Source organism: Vogesella urethralis (genome assembly GCF_007644045.2).
GTDB classification, from domain to species: Bacteria; Pseudomonadota; Gammaproteobacteria; order Burkholderiales; family Chromobacteriaceae; genus Vogesella; species Vogesella urethralis.
Map to the genome: position 1 here is coordinate 25,321 of NZ_VMDW02000004.1, position 20,172 is coordinate 45,492.

A 20,172-nucleotide genomic window follows, 5' to 3' on the forward strand; every position below is an offset into this window, starting at 1 on the left:
GCCTTTCATCAGGAGAACCGGCATGACACCGCCCAGTATCACCCCCGGCCGTTACCGGCACTACAAGGGCAATGAATACCAACTGATCGACGTGGCGCGTCACAGCGAAAGCGGCGAGTGGATGGCGCTGTACCGCCCGTTGTACGGCGAACAGGGGCTGTGGGTGCGCCCGCTCGCCATGTTCTGCGAAACGGTCATCATTGATGGCATCGCCCAGCCGCGCTTTGCTCTGCTGGAGGCCGCGTGCTGATCTTCCGCACCGACCAGTTCGCCCTGCCCTTGCCTGCCGGCCACCGCTTTCCCGCCGAAAAGTACGGCATGCTCGGCCAGGCCGTGGCGGCAATGGCGCCTGATCGCCTGGCTGAAGCGCCAGCTGCCACCCCGGCAGAGCTGGTGCTGGCGCATCACCCCGACTACGTTGGCCGCATGCTGGATGGCAGCATCAGCCCCGCCATCATGCGTGAGATCGGCCTGCCGTGGAGTGCGGCGCTGGTGGAGCGCAGCCGCCGCTCGGTGGGCGCCACGCTGGCCGCGGCACGCAGTGCACTGCACTACGGCTGCGGCATCAACCTTGCTGGCGGCACCCATCATGCCGCCCACGCCAAGGGCGGGGGCTTCTGTGTGTTCAACGACGTGGCTGTCAGCATTCGCGTGTTGCAACAGGAGGGCCTGATCCGGCGCGCCGCCGTCATCGACCTGGACGTACACCAGGGCAACGGCACCGCCGAGCTGTTTGCCGGTGATAGCAGCGTGTTCACGTTATCGCTACACGGCGAAAAGAACTTCCCCTTCCGTCGCGTGGCTTCTACGCTGGATGTAGACCTGCCGGACGACACCGGCGATCACGCCTATCTTGCGGCGTTGGCCAACGCGCTGGATACCCTGCAACAACGCTTCCAGCCCGACATGGTGTTCTATCTGGCCGGTGCCGACCCCTATAGCGGCGACCGGCTGGGCCGCCTGCAACTGAGCATGCAGGGCCTGGCACAGCGAGACGAGCAGGTTTTCGCGCTGTGCGAACAACGGCAATGGCCACTGGTGGTCACCATGGCCGGTGGCTACGCCGTGCCGATTGACGACACCGTCGCCATCCATTGCCAGACCGTGCGCGCCTTGCTGGCGCGCCATCACCTGAAAGGAGCATTCTGATGGATACTGCCAAAGCCACCCTGGCCGGAGGGTGTTTCTGGTGCACCGAAGCGGTGTTCCGCCAGCTGGACGGTGTGCTGGATATCGTACCGGGCTATATCGACGGCCACCTGCCGGACCCGGATTACGAAAGCGTTTGCCGTGGCGACAGTGGCCACGCCGAGGCAATCGAAATCACCTACCAGCCGGAACGCGTCAGCTACACCACCCTGCTGCAGGTTTTTTTCCTGACTCACGACCCCACCACGCTGAACCGTCAGGGTCACGATGTCGGCAGTCAGTACCGTTCCGGCATTTACACCCATGGTGACGAACAGCATGCTGCCGCCCTCGCCTGCCTGCGCGAGCTGGAGGCGGCCGCCGTCTACGACAGCGCCATCGTGACCGAAGTAAAACCGGCCAGCCGGTTTTATCCGGCCGAGCACTATCATCACGACTACTATGCCCGCAACCAGAACGCCGGTTACTGCCAGGCCGTGATCGCGCCCAAGCTGCATAAACTGTATCGTCACCTGCCCGCTTTACTGAAAAACCGGGCCTAACGTGCCACCAGGCGGCATGGCCACTACAGTCATGCCGCCCGGATGCGTTACAATTGCCGTCCCCTGACACCTGCCGCCACGGCCACCATGCGCGCCCGCGACTCCCTTCCTGCCAGTACCGGCCTGTTCCGCTTCCGCCAATGGCCCCAGATGGTCCGTGAGCTGCCATGGCGTGTCCGGGTCAGCTTTCTGCTGCTGTGGGCCTTGTTGTCGATTGCCATTCTGGTGGCCGCTATCCTGCTCACCGAAGAAAGCCGTCAGCAGCAATTTGATGCCACCACGCTGCACATCAAGAAAACGCTGGAAGAGCGTTTGCTGATCTGCGAAACCGCTGTCTACGGCTTTTCCGAGCTCTCTGCGGCCAACTACGGCATGGACAGGCAGCGTTTCCGGCAGTATGCCCAAGGTATCGGGTCGCGCTACCCCTATATCTACCTGATGGGCTTTCAGCCCAAGGTAAGCCTGGCGGAGCGCGAAAATTTCGAAGCCTCGATCAGCTTTCAGCGCTACCAGCCCTTCTTCATCAAGGATTATCAAAGCGATAGCGATAACGGCTGGCTGGACAACCAGTTGTGGCGCCCCGCCACTGCCCGGCCTTTTTATGTCCCCCTGATCAACGCCGAGCCTGCCGCTGCCAACCGCTACGCCTTCATGCAGGGCCTGGATATCCTGCAGGATCGTCTGCTGGGGCCGGCCGTACAGCGTGCCATGCGCAGCACCGACATCGAAATCACCCGCCCCTACCGCATGCGGGACGGCGGTCACGGCTTTGGCTTTGTCAAGGCCATCTATGCGGAAGGCATTCCGCCAACCTCGCCAGAAGAACGCATGGCCGCAGCCATCGGCATCATCACCGTCGGCGTTCGTGCAGAAGCCTTGCTGGCCATGCAAGACAGCTCGATGCAACCTTATGGTATTCGTTTGCTGCCCGCCACACCCGGCAGCCAGGTACCCGCCATCGTGCTGCAGCAATCGGCGGCCGATAGCGAACCGGCCGGCGCCATTGCCCGGCGGCTGTTTCCACCGCGGCAAAGCGAGCTATCGATCGAGCGCGACTACTTCCCGTACAAATTGTCGGTGTCGCGCCCCAGTTCCCCCGGCCACATTCCCTGGTACCTGTATGGCCTGGCTGCCGGCGCCTCGGCACTGATCAATGCGCTGCTGCTGCTGATTGCGGCCTCGCAACACAATGAACGCATGCAACGCGACCGTTATCACGACGCGCTGAACCGCGAGCGGCAACAGGCAATGATTACCCTGGAAAGCATCGACGACGCCGTACTGGTGACCAACCGTGAGCTGCAGGTGGAATACCTGAACCCCAAGGCGGCGTTGCTACTGAACACCCATGGCCCCAGCGCCGTCGGCTGCCAGCTGAGCGAACTGTGGCAACTGCGCTTTGACCTGGCGCGCGAAGCGGTGCTGGACCCGTTGCAAACCTGCCTGCGTAGCGGCCAACAGGTGACGCTGCCGGAGAACGCCTACATCGAACAAGGCGGCAAGGTGTTTTACGTGGAAGGCACGATTTCGCCGCTACCGGACCAGGGCGGTGCGTTGCGCGGGCTGGTCATTACCTTCCGTGACATGGCGCCACTGCGGCAGCGCATGGCCGAAGCGCTGGAACGCAGCGAGGCCAGGCTCAAACAGCACCAGGCTGAGCTGGCACGGGTGGCACGTATCAACACATTGGGCGAGATGACCTCCGGCATTGCCCACGAGATCAACCAGCCACTATCGGCGATTGTCAGTTACAACGAGGCCTGCCTCGGCTTGCTGGAAGACGAAGAGCCGGACCGCATCCTGCTGATCAGCGCGCTGCGCTCGTCGGTCAAGCAAGCGCAACGGGCTGGGCATATCGTCAAAAAACTAAGAGAATTCGTGGCCAGCAAACAAGCCGACCTGGTACCGGTGGACCTGAACCAGGCGGTGCTGAACGTGGTGACGCTGATCGAGCCCGAGTTGCGCGACCACCAGGTGCAGGTCAAAACCGATCTGGCCGCCAGCCTGCCGCTGGTTTTTGCCGATACCATCCAGGTAGAGCAAGTGATCCTGAACCTGTGCAAGAACGCCATGGAAGCCATGATGGACCAGCCAGGCGAACACCGACTTTTCCTGTACAGCGAGCTGCGCGGCAGTCGGGTACGGGTAGGCGTGCGTGACAACGGCCCCGGCATGAGCGAAGAAGTACTGGGCCGTATCTTCCAGCCCTTTTTCAGCTCCAAGGCCCAGGGCATGGGGCTGGGCCTGACCATCAGTCACACCATTATCGAAAACATGGACGGGGTGCTCAGTGCGAGCAACCTGCCCACCGGCGGCGCAGAGTTTTACTTCGAACTGCCGGTCATGAACAGTAGCTATGAAAGCGAAGGAGTGAGTGCATAAATGGCATCCATGACCCCGACGATATTTGTCATCGATGACGACCCGGCAGTACGCGACTCGCTAGCCTTGCTGATCGGCACCCAGGGGCTGCGCGTGCAGACCTTCGAGCACGCCGAGGCCTTCCTGCAGCACTTCCGCCCCGACGAAATCGGCTGCCTGGTGCTGGACATCCGCATGCCGCAAACATCGGGCCTGGCACTGCAGGACATGCTGAACCTGCAGAACATCCAGATGCCCATCATCTTCGTTACCGGCCACGGCGACCTGGAAGAATGCCGTCGCGCCTTCCGTGGTGGCGCCGTCGACTTTCTGACCAAGCCGGTGAATTCGGTTCAGTTACTGGAAAGCCTGAAGAAGGCCATCCGCATCAGCATCCAGCAGCAGAAGCAGGAAGCGGAAACCCAGGAAGTGCGCCAGAAACTGGAACGCATTACCGAGCGTGAACGCATGATCCTGCGCTACGTGGCCGAAGGCCGTTCCAGCAAGGAAATCGCCCGCGAGCTGGACTTGTCGCCGCGCACGGTGGAGGCACACCGCGCCAAGCTGTTCGAGAAGCTGGAAATCAACTCGCTGGCCGAGCTGGTCCGTTTTTACCTTAAAGCGCTGGACGCGGCCCCGCCGGCCCAGCCCAACTGAGCGACGCCATGACACGCTTATTCAACAAGATCGGCCTGGTGGCCCGCCACAGCAAACCGCAGATCATCGAATCGCTGATGAGCCTGGCCGCCCACCTGACCGGCCGCGGCTTTCACATCGTGGTAGACGCCGACAGCTGCGCCGACCTGCCCGGTGGCCAGTACCCGGTGGTCGAGCGCGTCGACCTGGGCAAGCTGGCCGACCTGGTCATCGTCCTGGGCGGTGACGGCACAATGCTGTCGGTGGCGCGCATGCTGGCCCCGTACCGCGTCCCGCTGGTGGGGATCAACCAAGGGCGTCTCGGTTTCATGACCGACATCCCGCTGCACGAGATGCTGGACGCCATCGATCGCATTCTGGACGGCCAGTTCGTCCCCGAAGAGCGCATCCTGCTACAGGCTTCGGTTATCCGCGAAGACGCCGAAATCGCCAGCGCACTGGCGTTCAACGACGTGGTGATCAGCCGCGGTGCGCTGGGCGCTATGATCGAGTTCGAGGTCTTCATCGACAACCAGTTCGTCTACAGCCAGCGCTCGGATGGCCTGATCATCAGCACGCCCACCGGCTCTACCGCCTACTCGTTGGCCTCCGGCGGCCCCATCCTGCACCCCACCCTGCAAGCGGTGGCGCTGGTGCCGATCTGCCCGCAGTCGCTGAACAACCGCCCGATCGCGGTCAGCAACAGCTGCGAGGTGGAGTTCATGCTGACGCGCGGCCTGGACGCGCGCGTGCACTTTGACGGCCAGTCGCACTGCGACCTGATGGAAATGGACCGGGTCATCATCCGCAGCTACCGCAATACGCTGAAGCTGCTGCACCCGGTGGGTTACAACTACTACGACATGCTGCGCCACAAGCTCCACTGGGGCGAGCGCCTGCTCTGAGGCATCTAGCCATGCTGCTGACGCTACACGTCAAAGACTTTGTCATCGTTGACCAGCTACAGCTGGAATTTTCCCCGGGCTTTACCGTGCTCACCGGCGAAACCGGCGCCGGTAAATCCATCATTCTGGACGCTCTGGGCCTGCTGCTGGGCGACCGCGCCGAGATCGCGCAGATCCGCGAAGGCGCCGACCGCGCCGAGATCAGCGCCAGCCTGGATATCCAGCGCCTACCCGACCTCAAGGCCTGGCTTAGTGACAACGCGCTGTCCGGCGACGACGGCGAGCTGCTGATCCGCCGCCTGATCGACCGCAGCGGCCGCTCGCGCAGTTTCATCAACGGCCAGCAAGCCACCCAGGCGCAGCTGAAAACGCTGGGCGAATATCTGGTCGACATCCATGGCCAGCACGCGCACCAGTCGCTGGTGCGCCCCGACACCCAGCGCGGCCTGCTGGACGCTTACGCCGGCGCCACCCAGCTGGCGCGGGACGTGCGTGCTGCCTGGCAAGACTGGCAACAGGCGCGTAAGGCGCGCGAGGATGCCGAGAAACGCCTGCGCGAATCCGAGGTGGAGCGCGAACGCTTGACCTGGCAGATCGGCGAACTGAGCGAACTCAACCTGCAAGCAGACGAATGGCCGCAACTGAACCAGCAGCATTCGCGGCTGGCCAACGCGGCCGAGCTGGCACAGTCGGCACAAGCGGCGGTGGATGTACTGTCCGACATGGACGGCAACTGCCTGTCGCTGCTGTCACAGGTACAAAACCGGCTGGGCAAGCTGTCCGGCTTTGATACGCGTCTGGCCGAGTCGCTGGCACTGCTGGATTCGGTCGACGCCGAGCTGCGCGAGGTGGTGTACAGCCTGCGCGACTACGGCAGCAGTTTCGATGACGACCCGCAGCAACTGGTGGAGGTAGAGGCCCGTATCGATGCGCTGATGGGCATGGCGCGCAAATACCGCTGCCAGCCGGAAGACCTGCCGAAAAAGCTGCAAGACTGGCAAGCACAGTTGGCCGCACTGGAAGCCGCTACCGATCAGGACGCACTGGCCGTGGCCGAATCCGCCGCATTGGCCCGCTACCGGGCGCAGGCGGAAAGCCTGTCCGGCAAGCGCCGCCAGGCGGCCAGCGAGCTGTCGGCACGCATCAGCACCGAAATGCAACGCCTGGCGATGGAAGGCGCCCGCTTTGCCATCGAGCTGTCTGCCGCCAGCGAGCCGACGGCGCACGGTCTGGAAACCATCGAGTACCTGGTGGCGGCCAACCAGGGCAGCACGCTGCGCCCGCTGGCCAAAGTGGCGTCCGGCGGCGAGCTGTCGCGCATCAGCCTGGCCATGCAGGTGGTGATCAGCCAGGTGGCCAGCGTGCCGACGCTGATTTTTGACGAAGTGGACGTCGGCATTGGCGGGCGCGTAGCCGAAGTGGTGGGCAAGCTGCTGAAACAGCTGGGCGAACGCTACCAGGTGCTGTGCGTGACGCACCTGCCGCAGGTGGCGTCCTGCGGCGACCAGCATTGGCGGGTCAGCAAGTCCAGCAACGATGGCCGCACCGTCAGCCGCATTGCGCCGCTGAACGCCGAAGGCCGGGTGCTGGAAATTGCCCGCATGCTAGGCGGCGAAGACATCACCGCCACCACGCGCCAGCACGCCAGCGAGATGCTGTCCAATAACGCCTGAGGCCACTAACGCCATAGACAAGGGCCTGTCGCCAGCGACAGGCCCTTGTGCTTTTCAGATCATGGCCAATCAGGCGGCAGGTTGCGCGGCCGGCAGCAAGGGCACCACCACGGCGGCGGCCTTGCGCAACTGTTGCTCGGCCAGCGCCGGCTGCCGGCTTAGCTGGTAGAAGCGTGCCAGACGGGTGGTGCAGCTGACACTCAGCGCCAGAATCTGCGCATCGCGCCCGTCGCTGGCGGTCAGGCCCGCAGCCACCCGCTGCTGGTACTCGGCAGCCGATGCCGGTTGACCACTCGCGGCCGCCAGCAAGGCCAGGCTACTGTACAACAAGGGCTGCAGGTTGGCCGCTTGCGCCGGCACCAGCGCCGCCAGTTGCGGCAGCAAGGTAGTGATGTCGATATCGCCAACATGGTCGGCCAGTTGCTGCAACTGCAAGGAAGGGTCACCACTACGCACCGCCTGCAAGGCCTGGCTGGCCAGCTGTTGGCGCAGTGGCTCTGCCGTGGCCGCATCACCCAGCGCCGTGGCCGCTTGCAAACGCAGCGCGCTCGCTACCAGGCCAGGGTTGGCCGCCGCCCACTTTTGCAAGTCACTCCCCTGCTCGCGCGCGGCCTGCCAGCGCCCCTTGGCTGCGTTTACCTGCAGGGCGTTGAGCAGTGTCTGACCATACCAGCGTTGCAACTGGCTGCCAGCGTAGTCGCGCATCACGCCGGCAGGCAGCTGTTGCCACAGCTTGCCGGCACTTTCAAGCCACGCTTGCCATTGCGCTGGCGGCAGGGCCGCACTGCCGGCCAGTACGGCCGCCATGCGCGCTGCTACCGGCACTGCCTGCGCCGGCGGCAGCTTGGCCAGCAGCGCGGCTTGCTCGTCCAGTGCCGGCTTCCCCAGGCCGCCTGGCCGCTGCACCAGCAGCCAAGTGGCTGCCAGCATCTCGTCCGGCAGCGCCAGCTCTGCCTGGTAGCCAGGCGTTGCCTGCAGCCGTTGCAGCAACTCGCTTGCCCGCTGCGCCTGGCCGGCTTCTGCCAGCGCCACCACCAGCGCGAGCGTCAGCCGTTGTTTTTCTCCCAGTCCGGCACCTTGGCTGCTGCGTTCCTTCTGCAAGCTGGCTGCTACCGACTGCCATTCGGCACCGGCAGGTGTGGCGCCGGGCTGTAGCAAGGAGTCGGCACTGCCAGCCGCCAGCGCAGCGCCGGCCGGCGACTGGGCGAAGGCTTCCGGGTCCATGGCCTGCCCTTGCAGGCCACCAGCCATCACTGCGCCCAGCGTCCCCTGCGCCAGCAGCGCCTGCTGCGCAGGGTTCAGACTGCCCGGCAGCGACCCCAGGTGGTGCCCGCCCCAGAAAGCCAGCCCCAGCATGCTCACCACCACGCCGACACGAACCGCGCCGCGGGTACCACGAAAAAAGGCCCGCCACGGCTGATGCAAGCCCAGCTCGCGCTCCAGTTCGGCGCGGATGCGGTTGCGCAACGCGCGCTCACTGTCTTCTTGCTGCTGCTGACTGGCCAGCTCGCCTTCGCGCTGCAGGCGAGCGTTGAGTTTGCGCAGCTCCTCGTCGCGTATCTGTTTCTGGCGCAGTTTGTCGCGGTCGATCTTGTCCAGAAAAATGCCGCAGTGCGGACACTGCCGCTGCGGCGTGGGCCGCATCATGCGCTTGCAGCCCGGACATTCGCTATCAGCAACGACGGCATCTTTGGCCAGCAGGGCCAACACAGCCTTGATTTCCACTTCAAGGCCGGCAGCCTGAAAGCTAGCAGCGGCCATGTCGGCCTCGTCCTTGCTGACCTCGCGTCGTACACGGCTGGCACCGTGATTGATAAGGTGCTGCAGCAACTGTTCGGCCTTTACCGGGTTCAAACCCAGTGACTGCAGCAGGGGCTGGCGCAAGGTGGCGGGGTCCACCCCTTCTGGCAGGCGCACAATCAGGTCGTAACGGCTATCGGGGGTGGCGGAAAGCTTGTCGGGCTGGTCAGTCATGGCGTAGGCATGGCGGTTGTTTGCCAGCATTGTAACGAATGTCGCACCAGCCCGTACATGCGGCCTGCATCGTCAGCTCAGCGCTACCGCAGCGGCAAAGTCACTCACTGCTTGTACCAGCCTGTCGACATCCGTGGCACGGGTATCCGGGCAGACCAGGATCATGTTGTGGAAGGGCGTAATCAGCAGGCCGCGATTCAACAGGAACAGGTGCACGATATGCTCCAGCTCGCCGTCCAGGATGCGGTCGGCCTCACTGCCGTTACGCGGCGGCACTGACGTGAACTGGAACTCGGTACGCGCCCCCACCTGCGTCACGCACCACGGCAGGCGGTGGCGGGCAATGACCTCGCGCAGGCCGGCGGCCAACCTTTCGGCCAGGCCGAACATGTGCTGATAAGCGGCGTCGGTCATCACCTCGGCCAGGTTGGCGCGCATGGCGGCCATGGCCAGCAGGTTGGCCGTGAGTGTGGTGCCAATGCCGCTATGCCCCGGCGGTGCGTGGCGCTTGGCATCTTCGGCGCGGCGTGCCACCTCTTCGGTAAAGCCGTACACGGCGCACGGCACACCGCCCGCCACCGGCTTGCCCACCACGAACAAGTCCGGCTGCAGGCCGTGGGCGGCGGTATAGCCACCGGGCCCGCTGCTGATGGTGTGGGTTTCATCGATCAGCAGCAGCGTACCGTATTGGCGGCACAGTGCCTGCGCCTGCTGCCAGAAACCGGGCTCGGGCAGCACCATGCCGATATTGGTCATCGCCGGCTCGGCCAGCAGGCAGGCCACCTGCCCGTCCTGCAGCGCGGCTTCCAGCGCTGCCAGATCGTTGAATTCGATACTGCGCGTATGCCGGGTAATGTCGTACACCTGCCCCAGCAGGCTGTCACGGGTTTGCGGCTGGCCATCCACCAGATCGACGAACACGTCGTCCACCGTGCCGTGGTAACAGCCGTTAAAGATCAGCACTTTGCTGCGCCCGGTGATGGCGCGCGCCCAGCGAATGGCAAAGCGGTTGGCGTCGGACGCCGACAACGCAAACTGCCAGTACGGCATGCCGAAGCGCCGCGCCAACTCTTCTGCCACCCATACGCCGTCGGCGCTGGGCAACATGGCGGTGTAGCCGCGCTGCGCCTGGCGGGCGATTGCGTCGGCCACCGGCTGCGGGCTGTGGCCGAACATGGCGCCGGTATCGCCCAGGCAGAAATCCACGTACTCGTGGCCGTCCACGTCGCGGAAACGAGCGCCGCGCGCTTGGTCCACATACAGCGAAAACGGCGTCGACCAGTCGTTCATCCAGTGCAGCGGCACCCCGAACAGCAGATGGTTGGCCGCATCGGCCGACAGCGCGCGCGAGCGCGGCATGCGGCTGATGAAGGTGTCGCGTTCGGCGGCCATCAGGGCCTGGGCCTTGTCCCAGTCTATGCCGTGGCGTGCGGTGGTCATGGTGTGCTCCTTTGTATGGCACGGCTGCGGCCAACCCTGGCAGGCAGCGCGGGCTCTTTTATCGATATCGTAAAGTGTCAAACGTGCAGCTGCAGGTGCTCGCGCTCCCAGGCGGTGATGGCGCGGTTGAAAGTTTCAAACTCCTTCTCTTTTACCGCACAGAAGGCCTGCACGAACTCCTCGCCCAGAATGTCGGCCAGCTCAGGGCAGGCCTGCATCAGCTCGACCGCGTCTTCCAGGCTGCGCGGCAACTCGTAGTCCATGTCGTAGGCGCTGTCGTCCATTGGCGCCGACGGCTCGATGGCGTTGACCATGCCGAGGTAGCCACAGGCCAGCGTGGCTGCCATCGCCAGGTAAGGGTTAACGTCCACGCCGGGCACGCGGTTTTCCAGCCGGCGCGCCGCCGGGCCGGACGGCGGAATACGGATGCCGCAGGTGCGGTTGTCGTAGCCCCAGCGCACATTGATCGGCGCGGCAGTGTGGCGGCTGAGGCGGCGGTAGCTGTTAACGTACGGGGCAAACATCGGCATGGCCTGCGGCAGGTAGCGCTGCATGCCGCCGATGTGGTGGAAGAACAGCGGGCTGGGGCCGCCGTCCGGCAGCGAGAAGATGTTGTCGCCGGTGCGGGTACTCACGATGCTCTGGTGAATGTGCATGGCGCTGCCCGGCTCGCCTTCCATCGGCTTGGCCATGAAAGTGGCGAAAATGTTGTGACGGTAAGCGGTTTCACGCACCGCGCGCTTGAACAGGAACACCTGATCGGCCAGCGACATGGCGTCGCCGTGGGTGAAGTTGATCTCCATCTGCGCGGCGCCTACTTCATGGATCAGCGTTTCCACGTTGAGCTCGGCCGCCTGGCAGAAGGCGGACAGCTCCTGGAAGAAGGGGTCGAAGTCGTTGACCGCATCGATGGAAAACGACTGCCGCCCCACCTCGGAGCGCCCTGCCCGGCCTGACGGCGGGCGCAGTGGCTCGTGCGGGTTGTTGTTCTGGCGGATCAGGTAGAACTCCATCTCTGGCGCCACTACCGGGCGCCAGCCCTTGTCCTCGTACAGCTTCAGCACCTTGCGCAGCACGGCCCGCGGCGAGATGCCTACCGGCTTGCCGTCGAAATCCTCGCAATCGTGAATCACCACCGCCACCGGCTCGATGGCCCACGGCACCAGGCGGATGGTGGCCGGGTCCGGCCGGCACACCATGTCCGGGTCGTTGGCGCCGGCAAAGCGCTCGAACTCGGCAAATTCGCCGTTGACGGTGATGGTGAGCACCGCCTTGGACATCTTCATGCTGTCTTCGGCCAGAAACAGGTTTTTGGGCACGATCTTGCCGCGCGCCACGCCGGTCATGTCCGGAATCACGCATTCGATTTCGTGGATCTGGTGCTGGCGGATAAATGCAGCCAATCGGTCGTTCATGGTGGTTCTCCTCGTATTCGGCGCCTGCAGGTGGAGCGTAGCGGCAACACGGCACTGCCGGGTGATTCGCCGCTGCATGGGCGGGTGGCCAAGCTGACAGGCAGCCCCCCATCCCGGACAACACTCGCCATGACGCAGGCCGGATAAGGCGCACTGTAAATTTGATCAAATATTAATGTCAACATTTGATCAAATGCATGGCGCGCAGCATGTTGTGTTTCTGCTATGCTGGCGGGCGCCCCATACCTGCCTTTGTACGATGAAGACCGCTACCGCCTCTACCCTGCAAGATGAAACCTACGACACCCTGCGCCACTGGCTGATGCTGGGCCGCTGGCTGCCCGGCGAACGGCTGAAGATCAAGCACCTGGCCGACGAAATGGGCGTCAGCCAGATGCCGGTTCGGGCGGCGCTGCAAAGGTTGGCCGCCGAAAAGGCGCTGGTGAACATTCCCAACTGCGGCGTGGCGGTGCCACAACTGACCATCAGCCAGTTTGACGACATCCTGCTCAACCGTATCCTGCTGGAAGGCCAGGCGGCCTGGCTGGGTGCCCGCCACCTGGACGCCGGTGGCCGCGCCGGTTTGGCGGCCTTGTGCCAGGCCATGGACGCCGCCATCGTCGCCGATGACGTCAAAGCCTATCTGGATGCCAACGAACAGTTCCACTTGCAGCTGTACCAGGCCAGTGGCTCGCCGGTGCTGTTGTCGCTGATCGAAACGGTGTGGCTATACGTCGGCCCCATTTCCAACCAGTTGCACCAGGACCTGGCCGTCTGGAAAACCATGAATGATGCTCACACCGCCCTGCTGCAGGCATTGCAAGCCGGCGATGCCGACGGGGTACGTGCCGCCATCGAGCAAGACCTGCGCACAGCAGGTAGTTACCTGAGGCAGCTATGTCGCGCTAGCTAGCGGTTGTCGGGCAGCGTGTCATCGACGATTGCATAGCGTTAGCTTATCATTGCCAAATCCGGCTTAAAGCAGATAGCACATGTCCCTGCATCTTGGCACGCTGTACGTCGTTCAACTCACCACGTTTTCATTGCTGACACTGGCCGTGCTGCTGATGGGTCTGCGCTATCCGCAAGAGCGGGCGCTACGTCATTGGGGTGCGGGCGGCATCCTGGCCAGTGTCAGCATGTTGCTGATCGCCCTGCGCCCGGTACTGCCAGCCTGGCTGTCGGTTGACGTCGCCAATATCATTCTTTTTGTCGCGCTAGGCCTGACCTGGAGTGGCGCACTGGCACTGGAGCAACGCCAGGTACCGTGGCGCCTGCTGGGCGGGTTGGTAGCCCTCGCCAGCGGCGTGCTGCTGGCCATCTCTTCCGCGCCGGCTTACTTCGAGCTGCGCGCCGCCTTGTACAGCACTACCTACATCCTGTTCAACCTGCTCACGCTGCAGGTGTTCGCCAATAGTGCCCATCGTCAGCGCCTGGGCTACCGGCTGCTGTGCAGTCTCATCCTGCTGCTGCTGCTGGGTCAGGTGGCACGCATCACGCTGGCCATGCATGACAGCCAGGGCGCGCTGGCCAGCTCGCCACACTTTGCGATGGCCAATTTCGGGCTGATCATGCTGGAGTTTGCCAAGATTCTGGCTTTCATTTTCGTCTGCTTCGAATCGCTGGAAATCCGGCTCTACCAGCTGGCCATGCGTGACCCGCTGACCGGGCTGTATAACCGGCGCGCGTTTCATGACCGCGCCAGAGCGCAGCTTGCCGCCAACCCTGACATACCACTGGCGCTGTTGGTCATGGATCTGGATCACTTCAAACGCGTCAACGATGTGTACGGCCACCTGGCTGGCGATGACGTACTGGCCCATCTTGGCCGCCTGCTGCGTAATCAGCTGGCCCCGTTCGATGCCTTGTACGCACGTAGTGGTGGTGAAGAGTTTGTGGTGTTGCTCAGTGGCCATGCGGCCAACCACGCCACGCTGATTGCAGAGAACCTGCGCCTGGCCCTGGCAAGCCAGCCCATCCAGAGCAGTGACGGCCAGCGTTTGCAGCAAACATGCAGCATCGGCGTCAGCCACGGCACCAGCGGCGACTGCGACCTGCGGCAATTGATGATGGAAGCCGATATGGCGCTGTATCAGGCCAAGGAGCAAGGGCGCAACCGGGTTTGCGCCGCCGGTCAGGACATGCCACTCAATACGGCAAACTGACACCCCTGCCGTAACTGTACGGCAGGGGCCAAAGAAATAATGCCGGCTAACGCAACAGGCTGGCCGCATATTGCGGCGTCAGGTTGGCTTGCGCCTGCACCGCGACACTGCTGTTGCTCAGGATCTGCTGGCGGGCCAGCTCGGCCGAAGCGGCGGCGTAATCGGCGTCCTGGATGCGGCTACGCGACGCCTCGGCATTGATCGACGACGTGGTCAGATTATCGATGGCGGTGCCGAAGCGGTTGCTGGCGGCGCCCAGGTCGGCACGGCTATTGCCCAGTTGCTTCAGGTCGGCCTGAATCTGCGACAAAGCGGCCGACGGATTGGACAGGTCGATGGTACCGGTTGCATTGGCGTTGGCGTTGTAGCCATTCAGCGCGGTACTGCCCGACGTCAGGTTGGGCGCGGTAACGCTGACCTGGGCCTCGCTACTGCCATTGGCCCCCACCTGGAAGGTGGTATTGCTGCCGCCGTTGAACAAGGCAGTGCCGTTGTAGTTGGTACTCTGGATGATCTGCGAATTGGCCTGCGTCAGCTGATCCACTTCTTTCTGCAGCGCCTCGCGGTCGCTGGCACTCAACGTGCCGTTGCCTGCCTGCACCGCCAGCTCCTCGATACGCTGGCTGTTCTGGGTAAGCTGCGACAGCGCCCCGTCTGCGGTCTGGGTCAGCGACACCCCATCCACCGCGTTGCGGATTGCCTGGTTGTCACCGCTGACCTGGCTGCGTAACGATTCCGCCACTGCCAGCCCCGCAGCATTGTCTGCGGCGCTGTTGACGGCTTTGCCGGAGGCCAGCTGCGCCAACACCTGGCGTTTGGCTTGGTCGGTCTGTCTAAGCTGCGCTTGGTTGTTCAGCGCATTCAGGTTGCTGTTGATGGTCAGGGCCATGATGCCTACTCCCGAAACTGACAATTCAGTTTAGCCCAATCGCCATCCCATTCAATAGAACAACAGAGAAAGCCGGCATTTTTCTTTGTACATCATGCAGATAGCCACAGTGCCTGCTTGCTTGCGACAGCCAATCGGCGCTATAAAGGCATTGTGCAGTGCACAATAAGGAGCTGGTTATGGATTCGCCTCCGCTGAACCACGGCACCCGCCCGGCGCTGGAACATGCCTGGCACACCCACCGCATCTGGCTGAGCGCCATGGTGCAGCAGCCGCTGCGACTTGTCGGCCTGTATTTGCGCGAAGATGCCAGCCAGAGCGGTCTCTACCGGCGCTTGCTGCTGAGAATGATGGCCGATCATGCCGCACTGGGTTATGACGCCCTCGACCTGTTGCAATGTTACGAAACGGCGTGGCAAGACCTGAGTGGCAATCGGCATCCGGAATGGTGGTACTGGCAGCGCAGTCAGCACCAGCGCCAGCAGCGTTTGCTGCTGCTACTGACTCGCAGCGCTTTGCAGCAATGTCAGCTGCGGCTAGCCAGCCGCTGACCCGGCGCCGGGTCACGCAGGCTAGTCGCGCAACCGGCGCTGGATGTCCAGCACCTGCTCCAGACTGTCCAGGAAGGCGTCCAGCACCTGCGGGTCAAAGTGCATGCCGCGCTGGGCGCGCATGAAATCCAGCGCCCGATCGATTTCCCACGCCGGCTTGTACGGCCGCGACGACGTCAGCGCATCAAACACGTCGGCCACCGCTACAATGCGCGCCGCCATCGGAATGGCATCGCCCGCCAGGCCCGCCGGATAACCACTGCCGTCGTACTTTTCGTGGTGCCCCAGCGCAATATCGTGCGCCATTTGCAGCAAGGGTAGCTCGCTGCCTTGCAGAAAATCGGCGCCACGGGCAGCGTGGGTTTTCATGATGTCGAACTCTTCCGGCGTCAGCTTGCCCGGTTTGAGCAGGATGTGGTCGGGGATGGCAACCTTGCCAATGTCGTGCATCGGCGCCGCCAGGAAAATGCGCTCCTCGATTTCCGGGCCCAGGCCGAGCTTGGTGGCAATGATCTGCGCATAGAACGCCATGCGTTCGATGTGCTTGCCGGTTTCCGGGTCGCGCGATTCGGCGATGTGAGACAGCCGGATTACCAAGTCCTGGGCTGCCACCTCGCGCAGCTGACGCTGCGCGCGGCGCAGTTTCAACAGGTTCTGGATGCGGGCACGGGTTTCTGCCGGGTCTACCGGCTTGGCCAGAAAGTCGGTGGCGCCGCCTTCCAGCGCATTCTGCCGCACTTCTTTCATGTCGCTGGTCGTGACCATGATCACCGGAATATCCTGGATGTGCGGCAGCTCGCGCAGCGCTTTGACCATACTCAGGCCGTCCATGCCCGGCATCATGTAATCGGTCAGGATCAGGTCCGGCGTGTTGTGCTGGCACCAGAGCAGCGCATCCTCAGCGCTATTCATTGTCAACGGCTCGCAGTTATCCATGCGGCCAACCAGATGCCGCAGCACCATCAGGTTGGTCGGATTGTCATCGACAATCAAAACACTCATTTTCATAGCTTCACCGCAGCCAAAATTATCGAAATCACCATACTTGCCAAGATATACCGATGCGCTCGCATGTCAATCCAGCCACTGCTCATCCGGCGTTTTCCGTCTGACTATACTGTGCAAGAAAATGATGACAAAAGAAGCTTATATGCCATTCTGTCAACAGTAGCACCCTGCCGGCAGCAGATTCCGTCTTTATCACCGTCAGCACACCTTGCTACCGAATATTTCAGTTCATAATGAAGTGATGATTTGAAACCAAAGGAGTATGAGCATGCTGAAACTTGTCCGCCATATCGTCGCTGCAACCCTGATACTGGGCGCGGCCAGCCCTGCACTGGCACTGGACGCCGCCACCGGGCGCCCGATCCTGACCGTTTCCGGACAAATCGCCAACAAGAATGCCGGCAATGACGCCCAGTTTGACGCCGCCATGCTGGACAAGCTGCCGCAGCAGAAACTGACAGTGGAAACGCCCTGGTACAAGGAAGCCCAGACATTCGAAGGCCCGCTGTTCCGCGATGTGATCAAGCAAGTCGGCATCAAGGGCAAAAAACTGTACGTCGTGGCGCTGAATGACTATGCGGCCGAAATTCCGCTGTCCGACCTGGAAAAATACGATGTGGTGCTGGCACGCAAGATCAACGGCAAGGTACTTAACGTGCGCGACAAGGGCCCGCTGTTCATCATCTACCCGTTCGACAAGAAGCCCGAACTGCGCACCAAGGAGATTTACTCCCGCTGCGTATGGCAGGTAAACCGCATCCGCGTTGAATAACACAGACCGGAACCCACGTGAGCCGACACCCCGCCAACCACCGCATCCGCAACCAGCTGACGCTGCTGGCCTTACTGATGGCCGCCGCCCTGCTGGTGGTGGGTTTGCTGTACCAGAAGCAGCAAACCGAGATGCAGCACTTTGCCGAGCAAGGCGAAGACAACGTGGTTTGGGTGTATTCGCAGCTGGGTATCGACTATTACCGGGCACTGGGGGCGGCCAAAGTGGCCGTCACCACCGGCAAAATCCGCGACCTGGATGAGCTGCAGCTGCGTTACGACATTCTGGTGTCGCGTATCAACCTGCTGGCCGAATACCGGTTTACGCTGCTGTTCAAGGACAGCCGCTGGTACAGCCGGCAGATGACCCCATTACGGCAACTGATTAGCCGTACCGACAAGAAGCTGGAAGCTGAAGGCGGCTATTTCGATCAGCGCAGTGCTGCGCAGCTGGCCAGTGACCTGGAAGGCGTGGTGGAGAACGTTCGCGAGCTCACCATTGGCGCCAACAGCCGGCTGACCGAGCAGGCAAACGAAAGCAACCGCAGCCTGCAAACCATCAACACCACGGTGGCGGCCACTGCCGCCATCCTGATGCTGCTGACCAGTTTTATTGCCGCGGTCGCTTACCGCAACCTGTCCAATAGCGAGCGCCGGCGCGAAGAGGCCGAAACGCTCAGCCGCGAGCTAGACCAGGCGCTGGCCCAGGCCGAGGCGGCCAACGAGGCCAAGAGCGCCTTCCTGGCCAATATGAGCCACGAAATCCGCACCCCGATGAACGGCATCATCGGCATGACCGAGCTGACGCTGGACACCGAGTTGAACCACGAGCAGCGCGAGTACCTGGAGCTGGTCAAATCGTCTGCCGATTCGCTGCTGATCATCATCAACGACATCCTGGATTTCTCCAAGATCGAAGCCGGCAAGATGGCGCTCGAGGCGGTGCCGTTTTCGCTACGCAGCCTGGTGGCGCAAACCGTGTACCCGTTTGCCTTGCGTGCCGGCAAGCAGCACGTGGAGCTGGTGTGCCAGATCGCTCCGTCCCTGCCCGACCGCATCGTCTCCGACCCGTCACGCCTGCGCCAGATTCTGAACAACCTGTTGGGCAACGCGGTGAAATTCACCCATCGCGGCGAAATCGTGCTCAACGTACAGGGTAACCAGCGGCCGGATGGCCGCTTCGAGCTGTCCTGTTCGGTACGCGACACCGGCATCGGCATTCCGGCAGAAAAGCAGCAGCTGATCTTCGATGCGTTCGCCCAGGCCGACAACAGCACCACCCGCCGTTACGGTGGCACCGGCCTTGGCCTGTCCATCACCCAGCGGTTGGTGCGCTTGCTGGGTGGCGAGATCACCGTCAATAGCGAACCGGACAAAGGCGCCGAGTTCTGTTTTACCGTGCCGGTCACCCTGTCCGACGACCAGCCGGCGCGCCCGCAGCCCACCGAGCTGGCCGGCATGCCGGTGCTGGTGGTGGACGACAACCCCACCAATCGCAGCTGGCTGGCCTCGCTGCTGCGCAACTGGCAGATGAAACCCACGTTGGCCGCAGACGGCTTCGAGGCCTTGTCCCGCCTGCAACAACATAGTTATCCGCTGATCCTGCTGGACGGTCACATGCCGGGCATGTCCGGCTTTGACGTCGCACAGCAAATCCAGCAGGAACAGCGCAGCGCCACCGTCATCATGCTGACGTCCTCCGGTGAACGCGGCGACGCCAAGCGTTGCCAGGCGCTGGGCATACGCGGCTACCTGACCAAGCCGGTGAGCCAGGACGAATTGCTGACCACGCTTCGCCTGCTGCTGGGCCAGGATGGCCAGCTGGCCGAACAACCCTCGCTGGTGACCCGTCACACCGTGCGCGAGCTGGGGCAAAGCCTGTCGGTGCTGCTGGCGGAAGACAATCCGGTGAACCAGAAGCTGGCCGTCACCGTGCTGGAGCGGCGTGGCTACCACGTAACGGTGGTCGGCAACGGCCAGGAAGCACTGGACGCGCTGGCCTCTTCCAGCTTCGACCTGATCCTGATGGACATGCAAATGCCGGTCATGGACGGGCTGGAAGCCAGCGGCCGCATCCGTGCCATGCAACAGGAAGGCAAGTGGCCACACGTTCCCATCATCGCCATGACCGCCAACGCCATGAGCGGTGACCGTGAGCGTTATCTGGCGGCAGGCCTGGATGGCTACATCAGCAAACCAATCGATGCCAGCCGCACCTTTGCCGAAATCTCGCGGGTGCTGGGCATCAGCGACATGTCGCACCAGCACGTCGCGAGCGTATTACCTGCGGTGGAAGAAGACGACAGCCCGGTGTTCAACCGTCAGAAAGCACTGGACAACTGCGACGGCGACGAGGCCTTCCTGCCCATTCTGCTGGCGGCATTCTGCGATGACGCCCCGCGACAGTTGGCCGCACTGCAGGACGCCATCAGCCAGCTTGACCAAGACGGCATCATCATGGCGGCGCATACGCTGAAAGGCACCAGCCTGTCGATTGCCGCGCCGCAACTGGCCTCGCACTGCCGCATGCTGGAAACGGCGGCCCGCGAAGGCCGCCTGGAGGATGCACGGCAAGCCCTGCCGGCGCTGGCGGCCAGTTGTACGACCCTGCTGGCCACGCTGCAGGCCCAACTCGACCAAGCGTAAACCGGGCCGGCCACGCCATCACGGCAAAGCGCCCCGTGGGCAGCATC

At 63.0% G+C, this 20,172-nt stretch carries 17 protein-coding genes; 12 read left to right on the forward strand and 5 right to left on the reverse strand.

Translation table 11 applies throughout. The features are described 5' to 3' along the window. The first annotated feature begins 22 nt into the window (after positions 1-22). Genes FLQ03_RS00125 through recN form a run of 7 tightly spaced genes read left to right on the forward strand, consistent with a single transcriptional unit; the run spans position 23 to position 7,266 of the window. Positions 23-250 (forward strand): DUF1653 domain-containing protein, encoded by a 228-nt coding sequence (locus FLQ03_RS00125; protein WP_144373608.1) that lies wholly within the window; start codon positions 23-25, stop codon positions 248-250. Beyond that, on the forward strand, positions 244-1,149 hold the full coding sequence (locus FLQ03_RS00130) for a histone deacetylase family protein (protein WP_144373609.1): 906 nt from the start codon (positions 244-246) through the stop codon (positions 1,147-1,149). The genes FLQ03_RS00125 and FLQ03_RS00130 overlap by 7 nt, the downstream gene beginning before the upstream one ends. Continuing rightward, positions 1,149-1,691, forward strand: a complete 543-nt coding sequence (gene msrA / locus FLQ03_RS00135; RefSeq protein ID WP_144373610.1) for a peptide-methionine (S)-S-oxide reductase MsrA — start codon at positions 1,149-1,151, stop codon at positions 1,689-1,691. Before FLQ03_RS00130 ends, msrA begins: the two co-directional genes overlap by 1 nt. Before the next feature lie 42 nt (positions 1,692-1,733). Next, complete coding sequence (locus FLQ03_RS00140) at positions 1,734-4,073, forward strand: CHASE domain-containing protein (RefSeq protein WP_144373611.1); 2,340 nt, start codon at positions 1,734-1,736, stop codon at positions 4,071-4,073. Next, positions 4,074-4,709 carry a response regulator transcription factor gene (locus FLQ03_RS00145; RefSeq protein WP_144373612.1) on the forward strand — a complete coding sequence of 212 codons (636 nt, stop codon included), beginning with the start codon at positions 4,074-4,076 and terminating at the stop codon, positions 4,707-4,709. 8 nt (positions 4,710-4,717) lie between these two features. Further along, positions 4,718-5,593 carry an NAD kinase gene (locus FLQ03_RS00150; RefSeq protein WP_144373613.1) on the forward strand — a complete coding sequence of 292 codons (876 nt, stop codon included), beginning with the start codon at positions 4,718-4,720 and terminating at the stop codon, positions 5,591-5,593. Between the two features lie 11 nt (positions 5,594-5,604). Then, positions 5,605-7,266: a DNA repair protein RecN gene (gene recN, locus FLQ03_RS00155; RefSeq protein WP_144373614.1), complete on the forward strand. Its 1,662-nt coding sequence runs from the start codon at positions 5,605-5,607 to the stop codon at positions 7,264-7,266. Positions 7,267-7,335: 69 nt separating this feature from the next. Here recN and FLQ03_RS00160 read toward each other — a convergent pair whose 3' ends face one another. The 3 genes from FLQ03_RS00160 to FLQ03_RS00170 all read right to left on the reverse strand — a co-directional run bounded on the left by FLQ03_RS00160 (position 7,336) and on the right by FLQ03_RS00170 (position 12,095). Continuing rightward, positions 7,336-9,240 (reverse strand): TFIIB-type zinc ribbon-containing protein, encoded by a 1,905-nt coding sequence (locus FLQ03_RS00160; protein WP_144373615.1) that lies wholly within the window; start codon positions 9,238-9,240, stop codon positions 7,336-7,338. A 72-nt stretch (positions 9,241-9,312) separates the two neighbouring features. Beyond that, the gene (locus FLQ03_RS00165) at positions 9,313-10,680 is read right to left on the reverse strand and encodes an aspartate aminotransferase family protein (RefSeq protein ID WP_144373616.1); all 1,368 of its coding nucleotides are present in this window, start codon (positions 10,678-10,680) and stop codon (positions 9,313-9,315) included. 77 nt (positions 10,681-10,757) lie between these two features. Continuing rightward, positions 10,758-12,095: a glutamine synthetase family protein gene (locus FLQ03_RS00170; RefSeq protein WP_144373617.1), complete on the reverse strand. Its 1,338-nt coding sequence runs from the start codon at positions 12,093-12,095 to the stop codon at positions 10,758-10,760. 259 nt (positions 12,096-12,354) lie between these two features. Here FLQ03_RS00170 and FLQ03_RS00175 point away from each other — a divergent pair, with 259 nt between their 5' ends. Together FLQ03_RS00175 and FLQ03_RS00180 are read left to right on the forward strand one after the other, a co-directional pair. Then, positions 12,355-13,008, forward strand: coding sequence for a GntR family transcriptional regulator (locus FLQ03_RS00175; protein ID WP_144373618.1), 654 nt, complete (start codon positions 12,355-12,357; stop codon positions 13,006-13,008). A 79-nt stretch (positions 13,009-13,087) separates the two neighbouring features. Then, positions 13,088-14,260, forward strand: coding sequence for a GGDEF domain-containing protein (locus tag FLQ03_RS00180; RefSeq protein ID WP_144373619.1), 1,173 nt, complete (start codon positions 13,088-13,090; stop codon positions 14,258-14,260). Between the two features lie 46 nt (positions 14,261-14,306). On the opposite strand, the gene FLQ03_RS00185 is transcribed toward FLQ03_RS00180, so the two are convergent. After that, the gene (locus tag FLQ03_RS00185) at positions 14,307-15,149 is read right to left on the reverse strand and encodes a flagellin N-terminal helical domain-containing protein (protein WP_144373620.1); all 843 of its coding nucleotides are present in this window, start codon (positions 15,147-15,149) and stop codon (positions 14,307-14,309) included. A 179-nt stretch (positions 15,150-15,328) separates the two neighbouring features. On the opposite strand from FLQ03_RS00185, the gene FLQ03_RS00190 reads away from it, so the two are divergent. Next, positions 15,329-15,700, forward strand: coding sequence for a hypothetical protein (locus tag FLQ03_RS00190; protein WP_144373621.1), 372 nt, complete (start codon positions 15,329-15,331; stop codon positions 15,698-15,700). Positions 15,701-15,721: 21 nt separating this feature from the next. Here the strand turns inward: FLQ03_RS00190 and FLQ03_RS00195 are convergent, their stop codons facing one another. Next, on the reverse strand, positions 15,722-16,702 hold the full coding sequence (locus FLQ03_RS00195) for an HD domain-containing phosphohydrolase (protein WP_144373622.1): 981 nt from the start codon (positions 16,700-16,702) through the stop codon (positions 15,722-15,724). A 274-nt stretch (positions 16,703-16,976) separates the two neighbouring features. On the opposite strand from FLQ03_RS00195, the gene FLQ03_RS00200 reads away from it, so the two are divergent. Next, positions 16,977-17,480: a putative pterin-binding protein gene (locus FLQ03_RS00200; RefSeq protein WP_144373623.1), complete on the forward strand. Its 504-nt coding sequence runs from the start codon at positions 16,977-16,979 to the stop codon at positions 17,478-17,480. 17 nt (positions 17,481-17,497) lie between these two features. Continuing rightward, positions 17,498-20,125, forward strand: a complete 2,628-nt coding sequence (locus FLQ03_RS19040; RefSeq protein ID WP_170252265.1) for a response regulator — start codon at positions 17,498-17,500, stop codon at positions 20,123-20,125. Positions 20,126-20,172 lie beyond the last annotated feature (47 nt).

Excerpts from the sequence above, each read along its gene's own strand:
- FLQ03_RS00145 (WP_144373612.1), top strand. The coding sequence starts at position 4,074 with ATGGCATCCATGACCCCGACGATATTTGTCATCGATGACGACCCGGCA.
- FLQ03_RS00190 (WP_144373621.1), top strand. The coding sequence starts at position 15,329 with ATGGATTCGCCTCCGCTGAACCACGGCACCCGCCCGGCGCTGGAACAT.
- FLQ03_RS00165 (WP_144373616.1), bottom strand. The coding sequence starts at position 10,680 with ATGACCACCGCACGCCACGGCATAGACTGGGACAAGGCCCAGGCCCTG.
- FLQ03_RS00140 (WP_144373611.1), top strand. The coding sequence starts at position 1,734 with ATGCGTTACAATTGCCGTCCCCTGACACCTGCCGCCACGGCCACCATG.
- FLQ03_RS00170 (WP_144373617.1), bottom strand. The coding sequence starts at position 12,095 with ATGAACGACCGATTGGCTGCATTTATCCGCCAGCACCAGATCCACGAA.
- FLQ03_RS00175 (WP_144373618.1), top strand. The coding sequence starts at position 12,355 with ATGAAGACCGCTACCGCCTCTACCCTGCAAGATGAAACCTACGACACC.
- msrA (WP_144373610.1), top strand. The coding sequence starts at position 1,149 with ATGGATACTGCCAAAGCCACCCTGGCCGGAGGGTGTTTCTGGTGCACC.
- FLQ03_RS00160 (WP_144373615.1), bottom strand. The coding sequence starts at position 9,240 with ATGACTGACCAGCCCGACAAGCTTTCCGCCACCCCCGATAGCCGTTAC.
- FLQ03_RS00185 (WP_144373620.1), bottom strand. The coding sequence starts at position 15,149 with ATGGCCCTGACCATCAACAGCAACCTGAATGCGCTGAACAACCAAGCG.
- FLQ03_RS00200 (WP_144373623.1), top strand. The coding sequence starts at position 16,977 with ATGCTGAAACTTGTCCGCCATATCGTCGCTGCAACCCTGATACTGGGC.
- recN (WP_144373614.1), top strand. The coding sequence starts at position 5,605 with ATGCTGCTGACGCTACACGTCAAAGACTTTGTCATCGTTGACCAGCTA.
- FLQ03_RS00180 (WP_144373619.1), top strand. The coding sequence starts at position 13,088 with ATGTCCCTGCATCTTGGCACGCTGTACGTCGTTCAACTCACCACGTTT.
- FLQ03_RS00125 (WP_144373608.1), top strand. The coding sequence starts at position 23 with ATGACACCGCCCAGTATCACCCCCGGCCGTTACCGGCACTACAAGGGC.
- FLQ03_RS00195 (WP_144373622.1), bottom strand. The coding sequence starts at position 16,702 with ATGAGTGTTTTGATTGTCGATGACAATCCGACCAACCTGATGGTGCTG.
- FLQ03_RS00150 (WP_144373613.1), top strand. The coding sequence starts at position 4,718 with ATGACACGCTTATTCAACAAGATCGGCCTGGTGGCCCGCCACAGCAAA.